Source organism: Streptomyces sp. MB09-01, assembly GCF_033794505.1.
Classification (GTDB): Bacteria; Actinomycetota; Actinomycetes; order Streptomycetales; family Streptomycetaceae; genus Streptomyces.
In genome coordinates, this window is the sequence record NZ_JARAYQ010000104.1 from 1 (window position 1) to 20,593 (window position 20,593).

Here is a 20,593-nt window from a genome sequence, read left to right on the forward strand (position 1 = left end):
CATTCCATTCCGTTGTTTTTTTCCACGTCTCCTCTTCTCATTATTTTGACTTGTTTTTTTTATTGAACTTGTGACCACATGCAACTACACCTAGTAAGCCGTCGGCAGCCTGAGATGTGTATAAGGGACAGGCGGGACTGGGGCGGGCAGTCATGGCGCCTTCACCAGCACGGCGCCGAACCCGTTGGCGACGGCCCGCTCGGCGTACGCCTCGGGGACGTCTACGGACACGGCCGCGTCGATGATGTGCCGGGCGAGGATCTCCAGGCCGCAGGGGCCGGGGCAGGCGGTGTGCTGGTTGGCGAGGAAGCGGGCGACGCCATAGGCCTTGGATCCGGCGCCCTCGTCCCGGCAGGCGGTGATCCTGGCGAGCCCGCGCTGCAGGCCGGTGCGGATGAAGGTGTCGTTGTGGCGGCAGCCGGTGGCGACCGATCGGTCCCAGGTGGCGCGTGCCGGTGAGGAAGAGTCCACCTCCCCGCGCCGGGGGGCGGTGGACTCTTCCCTGCCGAGGAGGGCGCGGACGGCGTCGGGCAGGGCGGTCATGGTGCCGGTCCCGGTGTTGATCCAGCGGGCGTAGGACATCAGGGACTTGATGTCCACGCCGGGCCGGACCCCGTTGGCGGACTGCATGGCGCCCCGGTAGACCCAGTGCTCACCCCGGGTGGTCGCCACGGTCTTGGTCGCGGGGAGGGTCTGGCGGGCCCAGGCGACCGCTTCGGCGTTGTCGAGGTCCACGACCGTGAGCCCGGCGCCGCCGGGGTGGTAGGCGACCCCTCCGGCCTGCCGCCAGGAGCGGGCCCATGCCGGGGAGGTGAGGACGGTCGGGTCGGTGGTGGCGGCGGCCCAGGCGTGGCAGGGGGCGGGGCACTGGCAGGGCCCGGCGAACTTCATGTTCGGCCGGTCCCCGCACCGGCAGGGCCCGGCGCCTTTGCTGCTGGTGCAGGCGACGCAGTTCCCGACGGGAAGCTTGCTCGCGCGCAGGGGCAGGACGGGCAGTCCGATCCCTGCGAGCCAGAGCGCGGTACGGAGGTGGGCGGGTAAGGACGGTCGCTCGTGGTCTCGCTCGATGTCGGTGGGATGGGTCATGCTGGTGACCTCCACAGGTCTGTTGATGGGTTGTGGACGAGGGCGGCCCCGGTTCATTGGCGTGAGAGGGGCCGCCCTCGGCGTAGCTAGTGCCGGTGCGGGTGGCGGTGGTCGAGGAGCGCGAAGGTCAGCGCGGATTCGGCGATCTGGCCGAAGGCGAATGCGGCGTCGGGGAAGGCTTCGAGGTTCTCGGTGGTGTCGAGGAGGTCAAAGGTGTCGGGGATGTCGGGCTCGTCGAGATCGTGGACGTGGGCCCACAGGTAGCCCAGCCGCTCCAGCTCCGCCCGGGCCCACTCGAACCGCGCGTGGTCACTCCAGCCGTCGAGGCCCTTGAAGGCGGGCGGGTAGGGAAACACCTCGTCGGGGATGACGGTGCGGCCGTCGGACGTGCGGCCCAGGACGACGAGCGGAGGCTCCTGCCCGTCCAGCACCCGCTGGATCGCCCAGGCGGCGCCGTAGGCGTAGGCGGCGGCCGCGTCCTCGTACAGGTCGGCCATCCGGCGTTCGTGCTCGCTGTGGGAGCGGCCGATCGTGAAGAGCGCGCGGTCGTGCGGGCGGTCGGGTACCCCGGAGGACCGGCCGGGGACGGTGATGGCGCCGTCCAGGAGTCGGAGTCGGTCGAGGTTGTACTGCGCGCCGGCAGCTTCTGCGGCGCGGTGGGCGGTGCGGGTTTCCCGGGCGGCGGCGCCGAGGGCAGAGACGCTGTCGGTCAGGGTCTCGAACCACGGCACCGTGGTGCAGGGCTTGGTCATGTGGTTTCTCCTCAGTGGCGGGCGTGGTCGGTGGCCAGGTCGGTCAGCCGCTTGGCCTCGTCGGGGGTGACATGGCGGTAGCGGACCGAGACCCGGCAGCCGGGGTGCGGGCAGCGGACGGTGCGCGTGCCGGTGAGGAGCGCGAGCGCGTCCGCGGCGCGCTCGAGCAGGGGTTGGTTCACGCGGTGGCCTTTCGGCGGTTGAGGGCTGGTGGCACGGTCGGACATGAGTGAGGGCGGCCCGGACTCTGGGGAGAGGGGCCGCCCTCGTTGTCTGCTGACGGGACGTTCAGTTGTTGATCTGTCTGCGGAGGGCGGCGACGAGGCGGAGGATTTCCTGGGCCATGTCGGCGATCGCCTGCAGCTGCTTTTCCACGTCGGCCGGGCTGGTGAAGGAGAAGGACGGTTCGTTGTTCGGCTTGGGGTCGGTGAACGAGAACGACACAGGCGGCTCCGGACTCAGATGTTCAGGTGGTGTGCGCGCTGGATGGCGGCTTCCCACACGCTGCGGACCTGGGGGCCGGTGTGGGAGTCGTTCCAGGTGGGGATCGCGTCCCACTGCTGGCCGTGCTGGCGGCGGGCTTCGTCCAGGAGGAGGTTGCCTGCGTCCCGGTAGGCGGCGTTGCGGGTGCCGGCGGCGGCGCGCAGGGCGCCGATGGAGCAGCGGGCGCCCTCGGCGTGGATGAGGCGGTGTTTGGTCCAGCCGTGGGTGTCGAGGAACGCGAGGGCGTCGGTGAGGGTCTTCTCGACCGGCCCGGGCCGGTGTACGGGCGGGCGCGCGGCGAGGACGGCGGGCGCGGCCGGGGCCGCGGGGACGTCGGGTTCCGGGGCGGGGTCGAGGAGCTGGAACGCTTTCGCGTACAGGTCCGGGTCGATGGGGGTGAAGCGGGTTGTGGTGCGGTTCATGCTGCCCTCCACAGTCCGTTTTCGTTGGTGATCTCTTCGCGCTTCTTCAGTTCTGACAGGCGCGGTTTGATGTTCTTGGCGGTGGTGCCGAGCTTTCGGGCGATGGTCTCGGCGGTCATGGGGATGGCTTCCTCCCTCAGGAGTTCGAGGATTCGCGGCTTGATCAGCTCCTGTCCGTCCGAAGCGGGTGCGGGGCCGACGGGGCCTGTCTGGGCCCGCTGCTGCGGCAGCGCGGACGCTCCCTGCTGGGCTTTGGTGAGGAGGTCGGCGACGCTGCCGATCAGGTTCTTGCCGCGCTGGTCGACCATCGGGGTCTGCGCGATCGCCTCCGCGTGCTGCCACGCCTCGCAGTCCTCCACGGCGACGGGCGGCTGGTTTCCGGCGAGGGATGCGGGCGGGACGTCCAGGTAGAGGGAGCGGAACTGGACGGCCTGCGATCCGGGAGTGAGGAGGTAGCCCAGGCCGAAGGTGGCGTCCTCGGGTTTGGCGACGGCGGTGGTGTCCAGGCCGGACATGTCGCGGTCGGCGACTTTCTGGGCCTGGCCGGGCCAGGAGTCGGGGATCAGCGACAGGTCGATTCCTTCCGCGCCCTGGACCGCGTTCGCGCCGACCAGGGAGCCCTGGCCTTTGGCGCAGCGCAGGAAGACCGCGCCGCCGCCGATCAGGAGCTGTGAGCGGATGATGGAGGAGTTGCCGAGGTCTTCGGCGAGCGGGGTCTGCGTGGCCAGGACCACGCCGATGCCCCTCTTCAGGGACCGGCGGGTCATCTGCTCCACGATCGCTTTCGCCTCCGCGTGATAGGGCGAGGAGGTGGCCAGCAGCATGTGGGCCTCGTCGATGACGGCCAGCACCAGCGGGTCGGTGAAGGGGAAGGACGGGGAGCGGTAGCGGCTCTCGCGGTCGAGCATCAGCCCGTAGGCCAGCCGCAGGGCACCCATCGCCTCATCCAGCCCGTCCCCGGAGTGCGCGGCCAGGCCTGCTCCCGCGATGGTTCCCGCCTGCGGCGAGGACAGGATCACCGCTATCCGGGACTTGTGGGCGGAGAGCAGGATCTGTTCCAGCACTCCGGACTTTCCGGAGCGGGATCCGCCGACGAGGTAGAGGTGGCGGGCGCCGGATCCGGGCTGGGCGAGCGGGACGAGGGCGGGGCGGGCGTCGATGTAGGTGCCCAGGCGGACGTATCCGCGCGAGTCCATCGCCAGCTCGTCGACGACCGTGGAGAGCATCGTGCCGTGCATGAGCGTGTGCTCCTTCATCACACGCACGCCCATCTGCGTGGGCTTGTCGGTGGCGGCCAGGGCGACCTGGATGTTCGACAGGTCGAGGTTCCCGGCCAGGTCCTGGATGTTGACGGTTCCGATGGCCTTCCGCTCGCGGGTGGCGATGCCTTCCCAGTCCAGGGGGCCGTCGTAGCGGGTCAGGGTCAGGCGGGTGCCGGGCATCGCGCCGTCCGGGATGGCGACGTGCGCGGCCCACAACTCCTCGGGAGTCGTCGGGACGCCAGCCGCAATCTCCGGCGCCGCCGTCGCCTTCTTGAGGTGCACGGTGATCGGAAGCGCGTTCGGCGCGAAGTGCTTGGGATCGCCCAGCTCCACCTGGGAGACGGGAATCCCGTAGACGGAGGCGATGTCCGCCGCCTTCACCCTCACCTGCTGGCCCTGGGGCAGCGTGATGACCCCGGTGAACGACACGTGCTCGTCCCCGACGTCCAGGGCGAGGTGCGCGAGCACGGCCCCGGCCTGAATCAGCTTGCGCCCCTCGGTCTGCGTCGGGCCGGAGATGAACTCCGCCCACCACGCCGTAACCACCTGCACCTGAGAGGACTGCCCCGCCGGAGCCGCAGCCGTCGTGGCGGGCAGGGCTACGAGTTCGCCGCCGGTGTTGCGGTAGTGGGCCAGGGCCGCGGCTCCGGCCGGGACGGCGAGACCGAGCGCGAACAGCGGGTCCATCCCGCTCGCCAGGATCTCGTGGGCGGCGATGCCGCACCCGCTGGTCGTGATCCCACAGGCGATCAGGGAGCGCAGGACGGGGGCGGAGGCACCGATGGCCCACGCCCCCGCCCCGGCCACCGCAGCGGCAAGAGCGGACCACGGGCCGACCGTGAGCGCCCCCACGGCGAGGGCGGCGGGCGCGTACTGGATGAACTGTGTGCGGGTCGGCCCCATGGCCCCTGCTCCTTCCTACTGCTGGGTGTAGAAGGCGGCTTCGGCCATCTCGACCGGGGAGGTGTCCACCGCGTCGGCGATACCACCGTGCTCGGACTCGGTCGTGGTCTTGGCGTCGTCGGCGGCCGCGGCCGCACTGTCCGCCGCCGCGGTGTAGGCACCGGCCGCTTCCTTCGCGCCCGTCATCGTCAGGGCCGCGTCCGCGAACTCCGCGGTGGTGGCCGCGTCCACGGCCAGCGCCTTCATCGTCTCGGCGGCGTCCTGCATCTGCTCCGCCGTCTCGTCGACATCGGTGGCGAGCTTGGTGACGGTCTCGGCGTGGGCGTGGACCTGGTGGGTGAGCCAGGCCAGCTTGGTCCGCAGGGCCGCGTAGGTGGCGGCGTCCTTCAGGGATTCGGTGACAGACATCCGGGCTGCTCCTCGTCTATCGGGCGTTGTAGAAGTCGCGTTCGGCGGGCTTGGTCAGCGGGGAGTCCGCCACGGCCCGGAAGATCTGGCCGTGGCGGACCTCGGCGTTCGCGGACGCGGTCCGGCAGGACTCCTCGCCGCCCTGGATCTGGTCGTGGAGCTTCTTCGCGGCGGCGGCCTGCAGGTCGAGCTGCTCTTTCAGGTGCTCGCACTTGCCGATCAGGTTCGAGCCGACGCCCTTCTCGGTGATCTCGGCGATCAGCACGTCGCAGTCCGCGGCCAGCTGCGTGGACTCGTCCACGAGTTCCAGGGCGGTCTCGGAGCTGGACTGGCACAGCGTGGCCGCGCCTTCGGCGAGGTCGATGACCTGCGTCAAGGTGATGACCTCGCCGCCGCTGTAGGTGCGGGACTTCCCCTGGGCGGTGGCGACGTGGACGCCGTTGGCGTCGACGGTCGCGGTGTGCGGGATAGGCGGGTTGGGCTGCATCGCAGGGTCCTTCCTGATCTGCTCGGGGATCGTGACGACGGGCGGCGCAGGGACCGTGCCGGGCGGCGGGATCGTCGGCCCTGCAGCAGGCGCGGGAGGTGCGCCGGCAGACGGCGGCGGAGGCGGCGCGGTCGGCGGCGTTGAGGGCTTCGGCGGCGGGGCCGTCGGGGGTGTGGCGGGCGCCGGCGGTGTAGTGGGCTTCGGCGGCACCGTGGTCCCGGAGGCAGGCGCAGAGGGCTCCGGAGGAGTCGTGGCGGAAGGCGAACCGGAAGGCGCCTTCCCCGGCCTTTTCAGGTAGGCGGAGCGCCATCCGTCACGCAGTCCCCCGGCCCAGTGGGCACCCACCAGCAGCCCGTAATGCGCTTTCGCGGCAGCGTTGTAGGGGGCGTTTCGGAAGGTGTCCGGCGCCCGGGTCGGCTGCCATTTCCCTTTCGGCTTGGGCGGGGGTTTCTTGATTCCCGCTTGCTCGTATTTGCCGTGGGTGTTGTCGACGCCGACGAGGTAGGTGATGGCGAGCAGGATGAGGAGTTCCACGAGCCTCCTTCCATGACACTGTGTAGTTGTCGGGGGTTACCAGTTACCGGTTACAGGCCCTGCGGGCCCGGTTCGGGCCGCCCAGAGCGGTCCCGGGGCGGCGCCTGGGGGCTGTAACCGGTAACCAGTAACCGGACGTCGATCCGACTCAGCGTGACGTGCCGATGTCGCTGACGGTGTCGTTCGCGGTGTTGAAGACGGATTCGAGGGTGCTGCGGATCTCGTCACTGAACGGCGTGTACGGAAGGAAGATTCCGGAGACGATCAGCAGCAGGCAGATCATCTGCTGCTTTCCCTTGGTCTTCTTGAAGGTGAAGAACACCGCCCAGCAGAACAGGGCCAGGGCGAAGAACTGGAGCGTCATTCTCATGCACCCTTCTCAAAGGTGAATCCCTTGTTGTTCGCGGGGGTTACCGCACCGGAAGCGGAGGGTGCGGAGAGCTTCTTGTAGGCGACGAGCCCGCCGCCGCCGACCAGCGCCACCCACAGCCACGGGCTGGACGTGATGCCGCCGCCGGAACCGCCGGCGGCCTCCTTGGCCTTGGGTGCCGAGGCCCCGCCCAGGGTGGGGGCCGCGCAGGCGGGGATCTTCGCGACCTCGTAGGAGGCGGCCTTGGCGACCGCCGCCGCCCGGACCTTCATGCACTCCAGGTAGACGGCCATCTCCCGCTCGTACAGGGCCTTGGCCGCGGCTTCCTCGGTCTGCGCGCGCTGTTTGTCGGCCTCGACCTCGACCAGGGTGTTCGCGGCCTGTTCCTTGGCCCGCGCGCGGTCCTGGGCGGCCTGCTCGCCCTGCATGCTGGTGACGGCCACGACGGTGCCGCACACGGCGAGGACGGCGATGGTGCCGCACACGGCGAGAGCGGCGGTGTTGCGGCGTACCCCGCTGAACTTGGCGGAGAACTTGGACGACGTGCTGGGCTTTTCCGGGGCTGCGGGGTTCATGCGGGTGAACTCCTTGTCCCAGTCGATGCCGGACATGGCGGCCCCCTCCTTCCGGTGCTCAGGGGTGAAGAGTCGGGTGTTCAGACGGCGCGCTGTTCAGGGAAGTCGTGGCAGGCCACACACATGCCGAGCGAGGTCGGAATCACGTACGGGAGGTGATCCCGACAGACCGTGCATCGGCGGCGGGCCGCATCCGCTTTGGCGAGAGCCGCCCACCGGTTGGGGGTCATCGGCCGGACCGGCTTCGCGAGGTCAACCCGGTACAGGTAGGCGACCAGCGGGCCCCGCCGTCGGCGCGGGCGCTCCAGCTGGGCGACGACACCCTGCCCGCCGGGCCGAAGCCCGACGGCGCGGAGCTGACGACGAGTGGCCAGACCCTCAGGTGCGAGGCGCCACCGGTAGACGGGGAGGGTGCTCACCGGGGGCTCTCCTCCTGAGCCATAAGCGTGGTCCACGCGCCCCGGATGCGTGCCTCGCCCCCGGTGAATCCGGAGTCGCGAAAGGCGGCGGCGGTCTGTCGGTAGGACAGGGGCGGGTCGGCGGAGTAGCGCAGGAACCGGAGGACGACCACGATCTGTTCGTCGGTCAGCGGTTCGGCGATCAGCGGGGTGGGCACCCCGGCGATGGCAGCAACCTCGTCGAGCGTCACGGGCGGGAGGGCAGGCGTGACGGAGGGCGTGACGCCCCCCTCTTCCAGACCGGTCGACGGGTCGCTGACCTGCGTGTCTTCCGCGTCACGCCCACCCGTGACGGGACCCTCGCCGGAGGCCGTTTCGGGGACCGGAGGGAGGGCGGGAGTCACGGCCGCCGCGACGGCGTCACGCCCAGCCGTGACGGGCTCGGCGGGGGGTGTGACGGTGATCGCGAACATGTCGCCCAGGGCCACGTCCGCACCGGTGGTGATCCGCTCCCGCTGGACATCCAGCAGCCGGGCCCCGAGCGTGGTGTCCGACCTGCCGACCTTCCGGGCCAGACGCCACGACGCCCGATCCGACCGCTCCCGGATCTTCTCGTCGGGGTGGTTCGCCGCGCGAGCGCGGTGGTACGCCAGCGCCTGCACCACCGACGCGGCCTTCGCTTCGGCCTCGGCGTCCCGGCCGTCGACATGGACCACGATCCGCCGGGCCAGGAACGCCATGCCCTCGGCAGATACCGACATGCCCAGCGGAGTGATCGCGTAGATCACGGTGCGGGGCCCGTCCGGAGCGGCGACGGCGGACATGGCCGACGCGGCGGCCGGCAGCGCCCACAGCCCGGCACGGACCACGGCCGGGGAGGACTGACCCAGCATGGTCAGCCCCAGCAGCACCAGCGCCAGGACGGCGGTGGCGCCTTCACCGGCGGCCACCGCGCCGAGCGCGGTGCCGGAGTTGTACGCGCCCTTGATGTTGGAGTACGTCCCGTACCCGCCAGCCGCGCCCGTGGCGAGCATCGGGGCGAACGCGAGACCGAGGACGGCCTTCTGGGCTCCCGTCAGCGGGCGGCCGTTCACCGGTCCTCGCCGCCCTTCATGGGCTCGAACGGGGTGTAGGTGATGGGCTCCTCGGCAGTCCGGGTGCGGATCGCCTCCACGGCCACACAGGGGTCCCGGGTGACGGTCCGGTTGATCTGCAGGATGATCCGGACGGCCAGGGCCCGGCGCTCCAGCAGCCGATAGTAGGCCCGCTCGTCCGCCTCCTCGATGGACGGCAGCGGCAGGTCCAGCGCTTCCACGATTGCGTCCAGCAGGTCGGTGTGGGCCGATTCGGTGCGCTCGCTCATGCCGCGTCCCCCGAGACCTGCGTACCGGCGGCGCGGTTGGCCGCGTCCCGGCGGGCGGCCAGCACCCGGTGGTGCGCCCGCCGAATCCGGCGGCCGTCGAACTCCGACGCCGGCCGGTCCAGCAGAACGATCAGCGCGTCCAGCAACTCGACCTCGGCGAGCACCACGTCCATCTCGGCCTCGATCGCGTTCAGCTCCGCGTCCGAGGGTTCCAAACCGTCGGACCACGGCGTAGCAACGTCCTGAAGTGCAATGATGTGCTTCATGAGTCGTGTTCTCCCTAGCAGGTGGACGGCTCGCAGCGGTCCCGGTGTTTCAGCACCGGGGCCGCACTTCGTTGAAGCGACTGCTCGATTCCACGAACAGCCACGGCCGCCCGACGCCCGGACTAGGAGTCGGGCGTCGGGGACCGTGGTCATTGGTGAAGGTCGGACTGGGCTTCGCACGGCAGCCGCTCAAACCGGAGGCGGTCCGAATCCCCGGAAGTCGTCGCGGCCGATGTCTGGCCGTGCGGATCTTTAGAGCCGATGGCGTGTCCCCCTACGGGGTGTGGGGCCCGGTTGTGAAGCGGGCCCGTTCTCAGTCGGCTGGTCTCCACTCGCCTCGGCCGATGCGGTCACGGCCGTCATGCTGCGGTGGATCACGCTGTTGAGTTGGTGGCGGAGCGTTTGTGCAGCTCAGAGCAGCCCAAAGAAGGCCCCTCATGAGTGGCTTTTCAGCGACTGAGCCGCCGTTTCCGTGGCGGCTCTGCTTGTTGACAAGCCTCTCCGCGCAGAGCTCCGGAATCGAATGACGGCTTGTCATATGAGGCCCGGCACGTCCGCATCGCCCTCTGCTCAACATGGTGCACCTAGTGCACCATGTTGGCAAGTGGCTCGCCCCTGCCCATAGGGAATGGATGCAGGGAGACTGGTGTACTAGGTACGACATCCCCGACTGGAGGACTCTCCCTGTGACAGAGTTTCGAGGGCAGCCGGCATACCTTCAGCTGGCCGATGACCTGCGGGAACGCATTCGCAGCGGCGAGATCGCCGACGGTGCCCCCCTACCGTCTGCACAGGATCTGATCACCAGCTCTGGCGCCTCAAGCACCGTGGTGAAGAACGCCGTCTCACTCCTGCGAGCCGAGGGATACGTCGTCGGCCACCAAGGCAAAGGGGTCTTTGCCCAGTTCCCGCCCCGACTCGCAGATCACTCACGCGGTGCCGCGGATTGGGCCCTGCCGCTGCTGCAAGCAGGCATGGAGGTTGAAGCAGCCCTACGCGAGACTCTGGGGAAGGGCGGAGCCGGTACCGCGCACAGCGAAGCGGCCCTTGAGCGCTGGCAGGCGGCATTCGCCGATCTACCCGCGAGCGTCAAGGACCGCTTGACCAAGTCTCAGTGACTATCGGCAGATACGACGGACCACGCGTCGCTCACCAGCTGCTCAAGGCTGGATCGTTCCGGCTTCCAACCCAGATCAGCGGTGATCCTGGAAATGTCGGCCACGAGCCGCGGCGGCTCGGGCTGCGGGGGACGGTGCAGCACGGGCACGTCCCTTCCCGTAACCCGTTCCACCGTGGCCACGATCTCCCGCATGCTCGCCGGGGTGGCGCCGACGTTGTACACCCGGTACGGGGCGAGGCTGTTGGCCTCAAGCGCCATCACGTACGCCCGCGCCAGGTCGTCAACGTGCACGAAATCCCGGACGGCGTCACCGTCGCCGTTCATTTCGAGCTGCGGGTAGCGGCCGGCTGCCACCGCCACGGCTTTCGGGATGATCCGGCTCTCGTCCGCATCACCCACGCCGTTGACGGCACCCGAGATGTTGAAGCACCGAAGGCTGACCCCTTTGATCGCGCCTGCCCTCGCACGATCCTGTAGCGCCATATCGGCGGCCAGCTTCGACGTTCCGTACGGGTTGCTCGGAGCCGGAACGGTGTCCTCGCCGATGGGCTGCTGCTCGGGCGCTCCGTAGACCGCCGCAGTCGAGCCGAGGACAAACGTCGGGACCTGTGAGCCTATAGACGCGCCGGCCAGGGCATCGAGCAAGGCCACCGTGCCGCCAGCGTTGACGGCCTCGTACTCCTCCGGGCGCTCGAACGACTCCCGTACCCGGGTGAGAGCCGCTAGGTGGCACACGCCCTGGACACCCTCAAGTGCTTCCCTGAGAGCGTCCCCGTCACGGATGTCGCCTCGGAACACTCGGGATACCGGCAGGTCCGGTACGGGAGCGTCCGCCGGCCGATGGGTGAGTGCCACGGTGTCGTGGCCCGCCTCGGCGAGCCGCCGCACGACCGCATTGCCTACGAACCCGTATGCACCGGTCACAAGTACGCGCACTGATCTGCCTCTCAGCCCAGGATGAGCCCGCGGTGCTGCCACGCCAGATCGAGGCACGCGGCGGCTGCGGACGCCAGGGGTTCATTGTCCAGCAGGCGCCGGACGTTGGACTCGGTGAACTCGATTCCCGCGCCGCTCCCGCCGGCGTTGCCTGCCACGACGGCACCCTCGGAGTTCCGCGACACCATGCCGGAGAAGACCGAGTCGTACACGTCTGCCTCGATGACGACCACGCTCAGGATCTCGCCTGCAAGCGTGAGGGGGTCCAGCCCGATTCCGAAGCAGTACGGGCGGACCTTGCCCTCGCGGCGAGCTTGGTTGAGCGTGCGGAAGGGTTCCGTTCCGTCGTAGTCGATCGGTTCCCCGCTGCTGCCGTCGGCCTCCGGGTCCCCGAGGAATTCCTCGGCGTACTCGCGCAGGACGTTGCGCCAGAGGTTGAAGTCGTTCGCCTGGTCCCAGGGCATGACCGAAGACGGCTGGAACACCCCGGCTGGCATCACGTGATACGTCCCTCCGGCCAGAGCAACGTTGCTCGCGGACCGGTGGTGGAGTGGGAAGGACGCCCCATCGGGCCCAAGGCGAATGGTCAGGGTGTCGATGGACGGCAGCAATGCGCGATGGGCCAGGTCGAACGGGTCCCCGACCAGCGTGCGGAACGGGAGTTCAGCCCAACTTGGCTCACCAATCCAGGCCGGGTCGCTACCCGTCTTCAGCCAAGCGCTCGCAAGCTCGTGTGCCACACCCTCGCAGATGTCGGCCATGTCGAAGTAGGTCGTGTAGCCGAACGACAGCTTGGGACGGCCCTCAGTTCGCCCCACGTCGAGCAGACGGAAACTCGGCCGGTTCACGAACAGCGACGGCCGGTCGATCATCCGAATCGCCTGGGTATAGCGATCGAACTTAGCGCCGTGCGGTGCGAGCGGCCGGACTCCCTCCGCTTCCTTCTCCCGCCCGCTGATCTCCGGCGGACTGGTCTGCGTCAGCCAGGCCAGCTCGATGTCCGCGAAGTCGACCGGCTTGGGCCACATCCACGGCCCGCTGGTGAGTACCGAACTGTTCCCTGCACGGGAGACGTCCGGGTACAGGCGAGCAGCAGCCTGCGTAAGGTCGGCTCGGTGGCGATTGAGTTCGCGGCGCGTCATCCGCCAACGCCGCTGATCGTCCACAGCGGCGAGCGGACTACGGTCCCCCGGGTTACCGGTGGCAGCTCCGACGGTGACCGCAGCATCGGCGGGCGGGAGCAGGCCAAGCTCGTCTTCGGGTAGCGCCAGCGCGTGAGCAAGCCGGCGAAGCTCGGCCATGTCCCGGATGGTCCGCTTGCCGCGTTCGAGTAAGGACACGTACGACTGGTCGTAGCCGAGCAAGTCGGCGAGATCCTGCTGCTTGAGCTTGTGGAGTGATCGATACGCCTTGAGCACATCGGCCAGGTTCGAGCCGTCTGGAGGGGCACTCCGCTCTGTACGGCCCGCCAGCCAGTGCAGCGGGACTGCGGGCGATGCAGCGCGCAACGGAACGCTTGAGCCGACAGGGCCGACAGGGCCGACAGGGCCGACAGGGCGACGACATGGGCCGCACACGGTGTCGGTGTTGCTCCGGCTCAGCTTCGTACCGCACCGGGGGCACTGGATCAGTTCAGTGGTCATAAACTTCTTCGTCCCTTCGATGGACACACAATTTCGCTCCAATGGCCCTCAAAAGCGTCAGCGGTTTGACGCAGTGGGCGAGGCTACGAACTGAATGGATCGTACATATCGACGAAGCGCGCATAGTGGCCTTGGAAGGCGGTTATGGCTACACCTGTACGCCCATGACGATTCTTAGCAACGATAAGATCAGCTTCCCCGGCCCGGGGAGACTCCTTCTCGTATGCATCTTCGCGATGCAGCAGAATTACCATGTCTGCAAAATTTTCAATCTCCACCGGTAGATCGCGCAAGGTTGGTTTTGCGTCTGACCACCGTCCCTCTGGAAGGCGGCCGAGTTGGTATAGGCCGATGACAGGGATACCTAGTTCTCTGGCAAGAAGGCGCAACGAGTTGGTCAGCTTCAGTAGGCCGCCACCTGACCGCGGCTCTCCCAGTTCGTCCGATTGCGTGAGAAGGTCAATGCTGTCGATAATTACCAACCGTAGATCACGGTCTCTGCGGAGTCGCTTGCAGGTTTGACGCAGCCCTTGAATGGAGAACGTTGGGGAGTCTGCGATGTAAAGAGGTGCCTCAGATACGGCGGCCTGCCGTTGCGCTAGCCGATTCCAGTCTGAGTCGCTGAGCCGATTTGACTGCATAGCGCTCAGTGATACCTGCGCTTCTGCGGCCAGTAGGCGTGTGGCGATGTCGTCGCGAGTCATTTGCAAGGAAAACAGGACGGCAGTTTGGCCGTTCGCTACAGAGCATCTACGCGCCAAATCAGCCCCAAGCGTGGTCTTCCCCATACTCAAGGCGCCAGCAATGATGGTGAGGCATCCAGATCGGAAGCCAGAGGTGAGAGCGTCAAGGTCCCGTAATCCGCTGGAGATGTTTTGGGCGCTCCAGGTTTCGGCGCCGTCTTCGGGTTGCTCGAACGCTTCGGCCGGCTGGGGAGAATCGGCAGACTCAGGGATCAGGCTTTCGATCTCGTGCTTGATTGTCTCTAGTATCGAATTGACATCGAGACTCTCCTTGCTGGCTGCCGTCGAGGCGATTTGCGATATCATCTGGCCGGCAGCGTAAATCCTGCGCAGGAGGCTGCGCTCGCCGACGGTTTGAGCGTGGGCTTCGGTTTGCCTCCGATCTTCGAGCGAGTGGAATAGTTCCTGCAGGAAGTCATCAAGGTCTTCCTCGTTCGGCCAGTTCCCGAAAGCCTTGATTTGCTGTGAGATTTCTTCGAGCGTGTAGTTCTCATCACGCTTTTGGATGGCCGTTATAGATTCGAAGACTATTCGGTGTTCTACCTGAGTGAAGTCTCCTACGCGTACCATCGCTGCCGCATCCGCCGCCTGCCCGCCCGAGTGCAACATGCCAGCAAGTGCTTGGCGCTCAGCGTGAGCGTTGGTGAAGATTTGTTCGTGCGGGAATCCCTCGGCGTGACCGCCTTCTTGCATGCGAGATACTTGATCCTCGGCCGCTGCTCGTAGGTGCAGTAGATCCTCAATGAACTGGCTTGAGTAGTCTGCCCTGTTAGAGCGAGGATTCCCCTCTCGTGACAGCCACCCGATCAATGTGGCTAGCTGACGGGGGTTGGGTAGCGCTTTCCCGTTGAGGATTTTTCCGATCACTTGGTGCTGCAAGGTGGTTGGGGCGAAATTATCTCCCTTAATTCCAATGGACATAGGGCGAAGTCCTGGGCGGCCGGCCGCGGCATAGAGCTGGTGTAGGGCCGCCAGCATGTCCCGATGAGCCCCGGGGGGCACTGCGCGCTCATCGGGCATCGGGATGCCGCGCTTCCCTCGAACCCTGGCCATCTGGCGCCCCCTGAAGTGTCCCGAAGTGTCTCGCCTTCAAGCTCTCATGAGGAGTCGCCGCACGTCAGACGAATGAGTCATTGCGTAAGTGTCTGGTTGTGACGTGAAGCGAAGAGCCTGCTGAGCGCACCCCAAATGCTGGAAGTACCAACAACTAGGAGGGGTCTGATGAGCAGCAGCACCAAACCGCGTGCGAGTCGAAGCCGCACCCGCGTAGCGGTTCGCCACACGGCGATCCTCACGCTGGTACAGGCAGGGATCACGGCGGGTGTGAATGGTCTGGTTGCCCTAGCGGTGTGGTGGCTCCAGTCGATGTGACCTAGCTCTCGCTAGGCGTAGATGGCGCCACGAGGCTCGCCCTTGGGCCGCCCTTGGGCCGCCCTTGGGCCGTCCTTGGGCCGTCCGGGGGCGGCCCAAGGGGACCGGCAATGACCAATGACGACGGCTTCGACGCTGGTCAGGAATGGAGCTGAAGGCGTCGACTCAGGTCACGGCGCTGCACTGTAAGTTCCGCGACATCTGAGCAACCCGCAGGTCAGGAGGGATCGTTCAAGGGCGGCCGTTGCGCAGGGCCTGGATGAGCCAGGGGTACACCGGGACCAGGTCCGGTACCACCTGCCAGCCGTTGACGATCCACACCAGCCGCCAGTACCGGTCCACCTGGGGATCGTGTGCTTCTTCGAACTGCTGGGCCATCCAGTCCCGGAACTGGGCGTCAGGGGTGCGCGCGACGACCTCGGCGAAGCGCTGCACGAGGTCGTCGACGACGGGTGCACCCCTGTCGCTCAGCGGGTCGATGCCCGCCTCCACGGCCTCGGACACCTTCTGACGGGTGAACTCCATCAGCTCCTCGCCGGCCTCGCTCTCGATGCCGAGCGGGCGCCCGCCGGCCCGGCGGCCGGCCGCCCGGCGCATCCGGGCCCGGAAGTCCTCGTCGCCGACCAGCTCGGCGAGTTCCACCCACGCCGCGACCTGCTCGCTGGACGGATCGTCGGGGAGGTCGGGCGTGGCGGCGCGCACCATGGCCACGGCGGCCGGGTCCGCATCCGCGGTGCCGAAGGTGCCCTCCACGAAATCGTCGATCAACCGTCGGCGTTCCTCGCCGGACAACTGCGTGAGCCTGTGCATGAGCTTGGTCTCCTCGGGACTGGCCCCGCCCCCGGCCACGGCTCGCAGAACGCTGCGGCGCAGTTGCAGAACCCGGATCTGGACGTCCGTGGCATCGGCGTGCACCGCGGCGACCTCCGCCACCGAGAGCTCGCGGTCCAGCACCCGTCGGATCGTGGCCAGGTCCATGCCCAGCTCGCGCAGGGTGCGCAGGAGTTCCAGACGAAGCAGTGCGTCGAGGTCGTAGAGCCGATAGCCGGCGGGGCTTCGGGTGGTCGGCGCCACCACCCCCGAATCGGAGTAGAACCGGATGGTTCTCACGGGCAGGCCCGTCCGCCGGGAGAGCTCCCCGATCGAGTAGAGGGTCGTGGCGTCCATGTCCCCCACTCTGCCGTCTCCAGTCACTGGAGACTCAAGGCCCTTCCCCAGCCGGGCCGCCCCGCCCCGCCCGAGACGTCTTCGGCTCTTCTCGCGTACCGACCGGTACAAGTTTCAATCTTCTATACGCTCGCCGGGCCCCTCACGTACCGCCAGAAGGACACCACGTGACATACCCTGCGCCGCACCCTTACCCGCAAGCGCCCGTACGGCGCTGGTGGCAGCACCCGGCACTGATCATCACCCTGCTGGTCCTCATACCGCCCGCCGGCATAGCCCTCACCTGGCTGAGTCCGTGGAGTCAGGTGAAGAAGGTCGTCGCAACGGTTCTGGCGGGCCTCTGGTTCCTGACGCCGTTCCTGGGCGATCCGCCGAAGAAGACCGAGACGGACGCGAAACCGAAGGCTGCCGCGGTCGAGAGCACGGCGCCCGCGGCGGCTCCGAGCCCGGCCGGGCCGGCCAGCTACGTCGGCCAGAACCTCAAGCAGGCGAAGACCGCCGCCTACGCCGCCGGGTACAGCTCGATCTCCCACGACGCCGGCCCGGACGATGCCGGACAACTGGACGAGGACAACTGGAAGATCTGCTTCCAGAGCGTGGCGGCGGAGTCTGCCGGGAGGACGTCCACGCTCGACTTCGGCGTGGTGCGCAACGAGTGGCCGTGCCCTGCGAAGGACGGCGAGCCGATCCCGTATCCGAAGATGCCGAAGGTGGTCGGCCTCACCTTCTCCAAGGCGTCCGAGACCCTCAAGCCGATCGGGCTCAAGGCGATCGCACCGCAGAGCGCCTACACCGACGTCACCCTCCCGGCCGCCGTGGACGACTGGACCGTCTGCTTCCAAGACCCCGCCGAGGGCAGGGAAATCCAGTATCCGAAGACGTCGAGCGCCCACCTCAAGGTCGTGGCACCCGGCACGGCCTGCCCGGCCGCGGAGGGCGGCAAGCTACACCCCGACCCGACGACGCCGCCGCGCCCACCGAGCAGCGATGACGACTCCGACACCTCCACCGGATCGTCCACTGGTGGGAGCGGTAGCGGTGGCGGTGGCAGCGTCTACTACAAGAACTGCACGGCTGTTCGCGCAGCGGGAGCCGCTCCGATCCGCCGGAGCGACCCCGGATACGGGCGCCACCTCGACCGGGACGGCGACGGAGTGGCCTGCGAGTAGGCCAGGGTGACGGACCGGAACATGCCGGCCTCGATGGTGTTCCGGGTCCCCGGGCTGCCCCGCTCTCGCGCGGTGTTCACCGCAGGGTGAGCGGGGTCTCGGAGGCGACTCGGGTCAGTTTTTCCGGGTTGCGGACGTAGTAGAGGCCGGTGATGCGGCCGGCGTCCACGCGGGCCGTGATGACGCCGTCGAGTTCGCCGTCCACGCGCACGAAGAGGGCCGGGTGGCCGTTGGCCACAGTGGGCTCGGCGGTCACCGCCATCCGGTGCTTGCCGATGCCGCCCAGGATGAAGCGGGTCACCTTGTCCGCGCCGGTGATCGGGCGCACCGCGGCCTGCTTGATGCCGCCGCCGTCGCTCATCAGAACGACTTCGGGGGCGAGAACGTCGAGGAGACCCTGCAGGTCACCGGTTTCGAGCGCGCGCTGAAAGGACTCCAGGGCCGCCCGGGTCCTGCTCGCGGAGACCGTCTCGCGCGGGCGGCGGGCGTCCACGTGCCGGCGGGCGCGGTGCGCGATCTGGCGGACGGCCGCGGGGCTCTTGTCGACGGCGGCCGCGATCTCGTCGTAGCCGACGTCGAAGACCTCGCGCAGCACGAAGACGGCGCGCTCGGTCGGCGACAGCGTTTCGAGGACGAGCATGAGCGCCATCGACACGCTCTCGGCGAGCTCGGCGTCCTCGGCCACGTCCGGCGCGGTGAGCAGCGGCTCGGGCAGCCAGGGGCCCACGTACGACTCCTTGCGGCGCGTCATCGTGCGCAGCCTGTTGAGCGACTGCCGGGTCGTGATGCGGACCAGGTACGCGCGCTGGTCGCGGACCTCCTGCAGGTCCGTCCTGCTCCACCGCAGCCAGGTCTCCTGGAGGACGTCTTCGGCGTCGGCCGCCGATCCGAGCATCTCGTAGGCGACGGTGAAGAGCAGGTTGCGGTAGGCGACGAAGGTCTCGGTCGCCGCGTCGGCGGCCTGGTCGCTCATGTTCCCGTCCCTCTCGTTCGCGGCGCGCCCCGGTTCCACAGCAGGGTCCACCTCGGTGTCTTCGGTCATGGCGAGCCTCCTCCGCTCCGTGGGTTGCACCCTCAAGACACCGTGGGAACGGTTGTTGTGACATGCCGTGAGGCAGATCACTCCGCGGGGGCGCGTCCGGCTCCGGCTACAGGGCGCCCTGCGCGGCTCCCGCCGGGCGGGGCTGGAGGATCGTGACGTCGGCGGGCCGGTCGCGCAGGGCGTTCAGCTCCGGCCCGAGCTTCGCCATCACCTCACCGCTCGCGTGTGCGTCGAGGTCGGCCCGGCTGGCCCACTTCTCGATGATCACGATCGAGGTCCCGTCGGTGTGCAGTGCGTAGAGCTCGCAGCCGGGCTCGGCGTGGACGGCTTCGATGTGGCGGGCGTACGTGGCCAGCGCTTCCTCCAGCAGCCCGGGCTTGGGGTGGACCACGGCGGTGACGACGACGGACATCGGAAACTCCTTCAACGGGACGGACGTTGGCCGGTGTCGGCCAGGGTAGGCGATCTCCCGTCCCGCACGGTTTCTTGATCATCCTGTGGACCGACCGACGTCCGCGAGCCTCGTCGGTATTCGGCCGGATGGGGCGTGGATCCTGGTCAGACGTGCCGGGCGACCGGCAGAATCGGGCCTCCGGTACGGGGAGGGAGCGGGCATGGCAGGTGGAACGGACGCAGGGGCCGGTTCGGGGGCGGAGGTTCCCGAGCTCGTCGGGGTTCCGCTGCTCGGGTCGCTCTTCGACCTGAAGTCGGACTCCCTCGGCACCTATCTGCGGGCGCAGCACCGGCACGGCGACCTCGTACGGGTCACGGCCGGCCCGCCCGGGATGCGGGCCGAGCTGTACTGCGTCTTCTCGCCCGAGGGCGCCCAGCAGGTGCTCGCCTCCGACGCGGCCAACTTCCGCAAGGACAACGCCTTTTACCAGGAGGTCCGGGACTCCTTCGGCAACGGCCTGCTGACCAGCCAGGACGAGGACTACCTGCGCCAGCGCCGGCTCGTCCAGCCGCTCTTCACCCGGCGCCGGGTGGACGGCTACGCCGGGGCCGTCGCCGCCGAGACCGCCTCGGTCATCGCCGCCTGGGAGGAGGCCCTGGACGGCGTCGTCGACGTCTCCGACGAGATGATGCACCTCGCCCTGCGCGCCGTCGCCCGGATCCTCTTCGGCACGGACGTCGAGGCCACCGCCGAAGTCGTGGCGCGATGCTTTCCGGTCATCACGGACTACGTGCTGCGCCGCGGCTACTCCCCCGCCAACGTCCCGCGGCACTGGCCCACCCCGGGCAACAGGCGCGCGGCCGCCGCGATGGACGAGCTCTACGGGGTGTGCGACAAGATCATCGCCGAGCGGCGCGGGGCCGGTACGGACGCCGCTGGTGAGGACGCCGGTCATGAGGACACCGGCGGTCAGGACACCGGCGGTCGGGGCACCGGCGGTCGGGGCACCGGCGGTCGGGGCCGCGCCGGCGAGGACCTGCTGACGCTGCTGGCCGCCGCCAGGAGTTCGGACGACGGGGAGTTCGACGCCTCCGAGCTGCGCGACCAGGTACTGATCTTCCTGCTCGCCGGGCACGAGACGACCGCCACCTCCCTCTGCTTCGCCCTGCACCTGCTCGCCCGCCATCCCGAGGAGCAGGACCGGGCCCGCGAGGAGATCTCCCGCGTCCTGGACGGCCGGACGCCCGAGGCCGCCGACATGGACCGGCTCCCGTACCTCACCCGGGTGCTCAAGGAGGCCATGCGGCTGTACCCCGCCGCGCCGGTCATCGGCCGCAAGGCCGTCGCCGCCACCCGGATCGGGGAGCACACCGTTCCCGCGGGCGCGGACGTGATCCTGGCGCCCTGGGTGACGCACCGCCACCCGGAGCACTGGCCGGACCCGGACCGCTTCGACCCGGAGCGCTTCACCCCGGAGGCGGAGGCGGCGCGGCCCCGCTACGCGTGGTTCCCCTTCGGCGGCGGCCCGCGCGCCTGCATCGGACAGCACTTCTCGATGCTGGAGTCGGTGGTCGCGCTGGCGATGATTCTGCGGGCGTACGAGTTCGAGGCCGTGGACACCGAGATCCCGGTCGGAGCCGGGATCACCCTGCGGACGGACGGCCCGGTGCGCTGCCGGGTCCGTCGCGTGGACGGGTAG

The 20,593-nt window shown here is 68.7% G+C and carries 23 protein-coding genes; 3 read left to right on the forward strand and 20 right to left on the reverse strand.

Annotated features, from left to right (window positions below; all coding sequences use genetic code 11):
- Positions 1-150 precede the first annotated feature (150 nt).
- The 14 genes from PV721_RS21805 to PV721_RS21870 form a co-directional block, all read right to left on the reverse strand.
- Positions 151-1,086, reverse strand: coding sequence for a bifunctional DNA primase/polymerase (locus tag PV721_RS21805; protein WP_319727009.1), 936 nt, complete (start codon positions 1,084-1,086; stop codon positions 151-153).
- Between the two features lie 86 nt (positions 1,087-1,172).
- A complete protein-coding gene (locus PV721_RS21810; RefSeq protein WP_319727010.1) occupies positions 1,173-1,838 on the reverse strand; it encodes a hypothetical protein in 666 nt (221 codons plus the stop codon).
- Positions 1,839-1,849: 11 nt separating this feature from the next.
- Entirely contained in the window at positions 1,850-2,020 is a 171-nt protein-coding gene (locus PV721_RS21815) for a hypothetical protein (RefSeq protein ID WP_319727011.1), read from the reverse strand.
- A gap of 106 nt (positions 2,021-2,126) precedes the next feature.
- On the reverse strand, positions 2,127-2,282 hold the full coding sequence (locus PV721_RS21820) for a hypothetical protein (protein ID WP_319727013.1): 156 nt from the start codon (positions 2,280-2,282) through the stop codon (positions 2,127-2,129).
- 14 nt (positions 2,283-2,296) lie between these two features.
- The gene (locus PV721_RS21825; protein WP_319727014.1) at positions 2,297-2,743 is read right to left on the reverse strand and encodes a hypothetical protein; all 447 of its coding nucleotides are present in this window, start codon (positions 2,741-2,743) and stop codon (positions 2,297-2,299) included.
- A complete protein-coding gene (locus PV721_RS21830; RefSeq protein ID WP_319727015.1) occupies positions 2,740-4,908 on the reverse strand; it encodes a hypothetical protein in 2,169 nt (722 codons plus the stop codon). Before PV721_RS21830 ends, PV721_RS21825 begins: the two co-directional genes overlap by 4 nt.
- A gap of 15 nt (positions 4,909-4,923) precedes the next feature.
- On the reverse strand, positions 4,924-5,316 hold the full coding sequence (locus PV721_RS21835) for a hypothetical protein (RefSeq protein WP_319727016.1): 393 nt from the start codon (positions 5,314-5,316) through the stop codon (positions 4,924-4,926).
- 16 nt (positions 5,317-5,332) lie between these two features.
- Positions 5,333-5,803 carry a hypothetical protein gene (locus PV721_RS21840; protein ID WP_319727019.1) on the reverse strand — a complete coding sequence of 157 codons (471 nt, stop codon included), beginning with the start codon at positions 5,801-5,803 and terminating at the stop codon, positions 5,333-5,335.
- 682 nt (positions 5,804-6,485) lie between these two features.
- Positions 6,486-6,707, reverse strand: a complete 222-nt coding sequence (locus PV721_RS21845) for a hypothetical protein (protein ID WP_319727020.1) — start codon at positions 6,705-6,707, stop codon at positions 6,486-6,488.
- Positions 6,704-7,318: a hypothetical protein gene (locus PV721_RS21850; RefSeq protein WP_319727021.1), complete on the reverse strand. Its 615-nt coding sequence runs from the start codon at positions 7,316-7,318 to the stop codon at positions 6,704-6,706. The genes PV721_RS21845 and PV721_RS21850 overlap by 4 nt, the downstream gene beginning before the upstream one ends.
- 44 nt (positions 7,319-7,362) lie before the next feature.
- On the reverse strand, positions 7,363-7,701 hold the full coding sequence (locus tag PV721_RS21855) for an RRQRL motif-containing zinc-binding protein (protein WP_319727023.1): 339 nt from the start codon (positions 7,699-7,701) through the stop codon (positions 7,363-7,365).
- A complete protein-coding gene (locus PV721_RS21860) occupies positions 7,698-8,714 on the reverse strand; it encodes a hypothetical protein (protein ID WP_319727041.1) in 1,017 nt (338 codons plus the stop codon). The genes PV721_RS21855 and PV721_RS21860 overlap by 4 nt, the downstream gene beginning before the upstream one ends.
- Before the next feature lie 56 nt (positions 8,715-8,770).
- On the reverse strand, positions 8,771-9,043 hold the full coding sequence (locus PV721_RS21865) for a hypothetical protein (protein WP_319727024.1): 273 nt from the start codon (positions 9,041-9,043) through the stop codon (positions 8,771-8,773).
- Positions 9,040-9,309 carry a DUF6284 family protein gene (locus PV721_RS21870; protein ID WP_319727026.1) on the reverse strand — a complete coding sequence of 90 codons (270 nt, stop codon included), beginning with the start codon at positions 9,307-9,309 and terminating at the stop codon, positions 9,040-9,042. Before PV721_RS21870 ends, PV721_RS21865 begins: the two co-directional genes overlap by 4 nt.
- Positions 9,310-9,995: 686 nt before the next feature.
- Between PV721_RS21870 and PV721_RS21875 the strand changes: the two genes are divergently transcribed.
- Positions 9,996-10,427, forward strand: a complete 432-nt coding sequence (locus PV721_RS21875) for a GntR family transcriptional regulator (protein WP_319727028.1) — start codon at positions 9,996-9,998, stop codon at positions 10,425-10,427.
- Here PV721_RS21875 and PV721_RS21880 read toward each other — a convergent pair.
- The 4 genes from PV721_RS21880 to PV721_RS21895 form a co-directional block, all read right to left on the reverse strand.
- On the reverse strand, positions 10,421-11,365 hold the full coding sequence (locus PV721_RS21880; protein WP_319727029.1) for an NAD-dependent epimerase/dehydratase family protein: 945 nt from the start codon (positions 11,363-11,365) through the stop codon (positions 10,421-10,423). The genes PV721_RS21875 and PV721_RS21880 overlap by 7 nt on opposite strands.
- Positions 11,366-11,376: 11 nt before the next feature.
- On the reverse strand, positions 11,377-12,783 hold the full coding sequence (locus tag PV721_RS21885) for a helix-turn-helix transcriptional regulator (protein WP_319727031.1): 1,407 nt from the start codon (positions 12,781-12,783) through the stop codon (positions 11,377-11,379).
- Positions 12,784-13,091: 308 nt separating this feature from the next.
- Complete coding sequence (locus PV721_RS21890) at positions 13,092-14,444, reverse strand: DnaB-like helicase C-terminal domain-containing protein (protein WP_319727033.1); 1,353 nt, start codon at positions 14,442-14,444, stop codon at positions 13,092-13,094.
- A 909-nt stretch (positions 14,445-15,353) separates the two neighbouring features.
- Positions 15,354-16,289, reverse strand: coding sequence for a MerR family transcriptional regulator (locus tag PV721_RS21895; RefSeq protein ID WP_319727034.1), 936 nt, complete (start codon positions 16,287-16,289; stop codon positions 15,354-15,356).
- 167 nt (positions 16,290-16,456) lie between these two features.
- Here PV721_RS21895 and PV721_RS43980 point away from each other — a divergent pair, with 167 nt between their 5' ends.
- Positions 16,457-17,458: an excalibur calcium-binding domain-containing protein gene (locus tag PV721_RS43980; RefSeq protein ID WP_416371148.1), complete on the forward strand. Its 1,002-nt coding sequence runs from the start codon at positions 16,457-16,459 to the stop codon at positions 17,456-17,458.
- Positions 17,459-17,534: 76 nt separating this feature from the next.
- On the opposite strand, the gene PV721_RS21905 is transcribed toward PV721_RS43980, so the two are convergent.
- Both PV721_RS21905 and PV721_RS21910 read right to left on the reverse strand, forming a co-directional pair.
- Positions 17,535-18,431: an RNA polymerase sigma-70 factor gene (locus tag PV721_RS21905; protein WP_319727042.1), complete on the reverse strand. Its 897-nt coding sequence runs from the start codon at positions 18,429-18,431 to the stop codon at positions 17,535-17,537.
- Between the two features lie 175 nt (positions 18,432-18,606).
- Positions 18,607-18,912 (reverse strand): putative quinol monooxygenase, encoded by a 306-nt coding sequence (locus PV721_RS21910; RefSeq protein WP_319727035.1) that lies wholly within the window; start codon positions 18,910-18,912, stop codon positions 18,607-18,609.
- 202 nt (positions 18,913-19,114) lie between these two features.
- Here PV721_RS21910 and PV721_RS21915 point away from each other — a divergent pair, with 202 nt between their 5' ends.
- On the forward strand, positions 19,115-20,593 hold the full coding sequence (locus PV721_RS21915; RefSeq protein ID WP_319727036.1) for a cytochrome P450: 1,479 nt from the start codon (positions 19,115-19,117) through the stop codon (positions 20,591-20,593).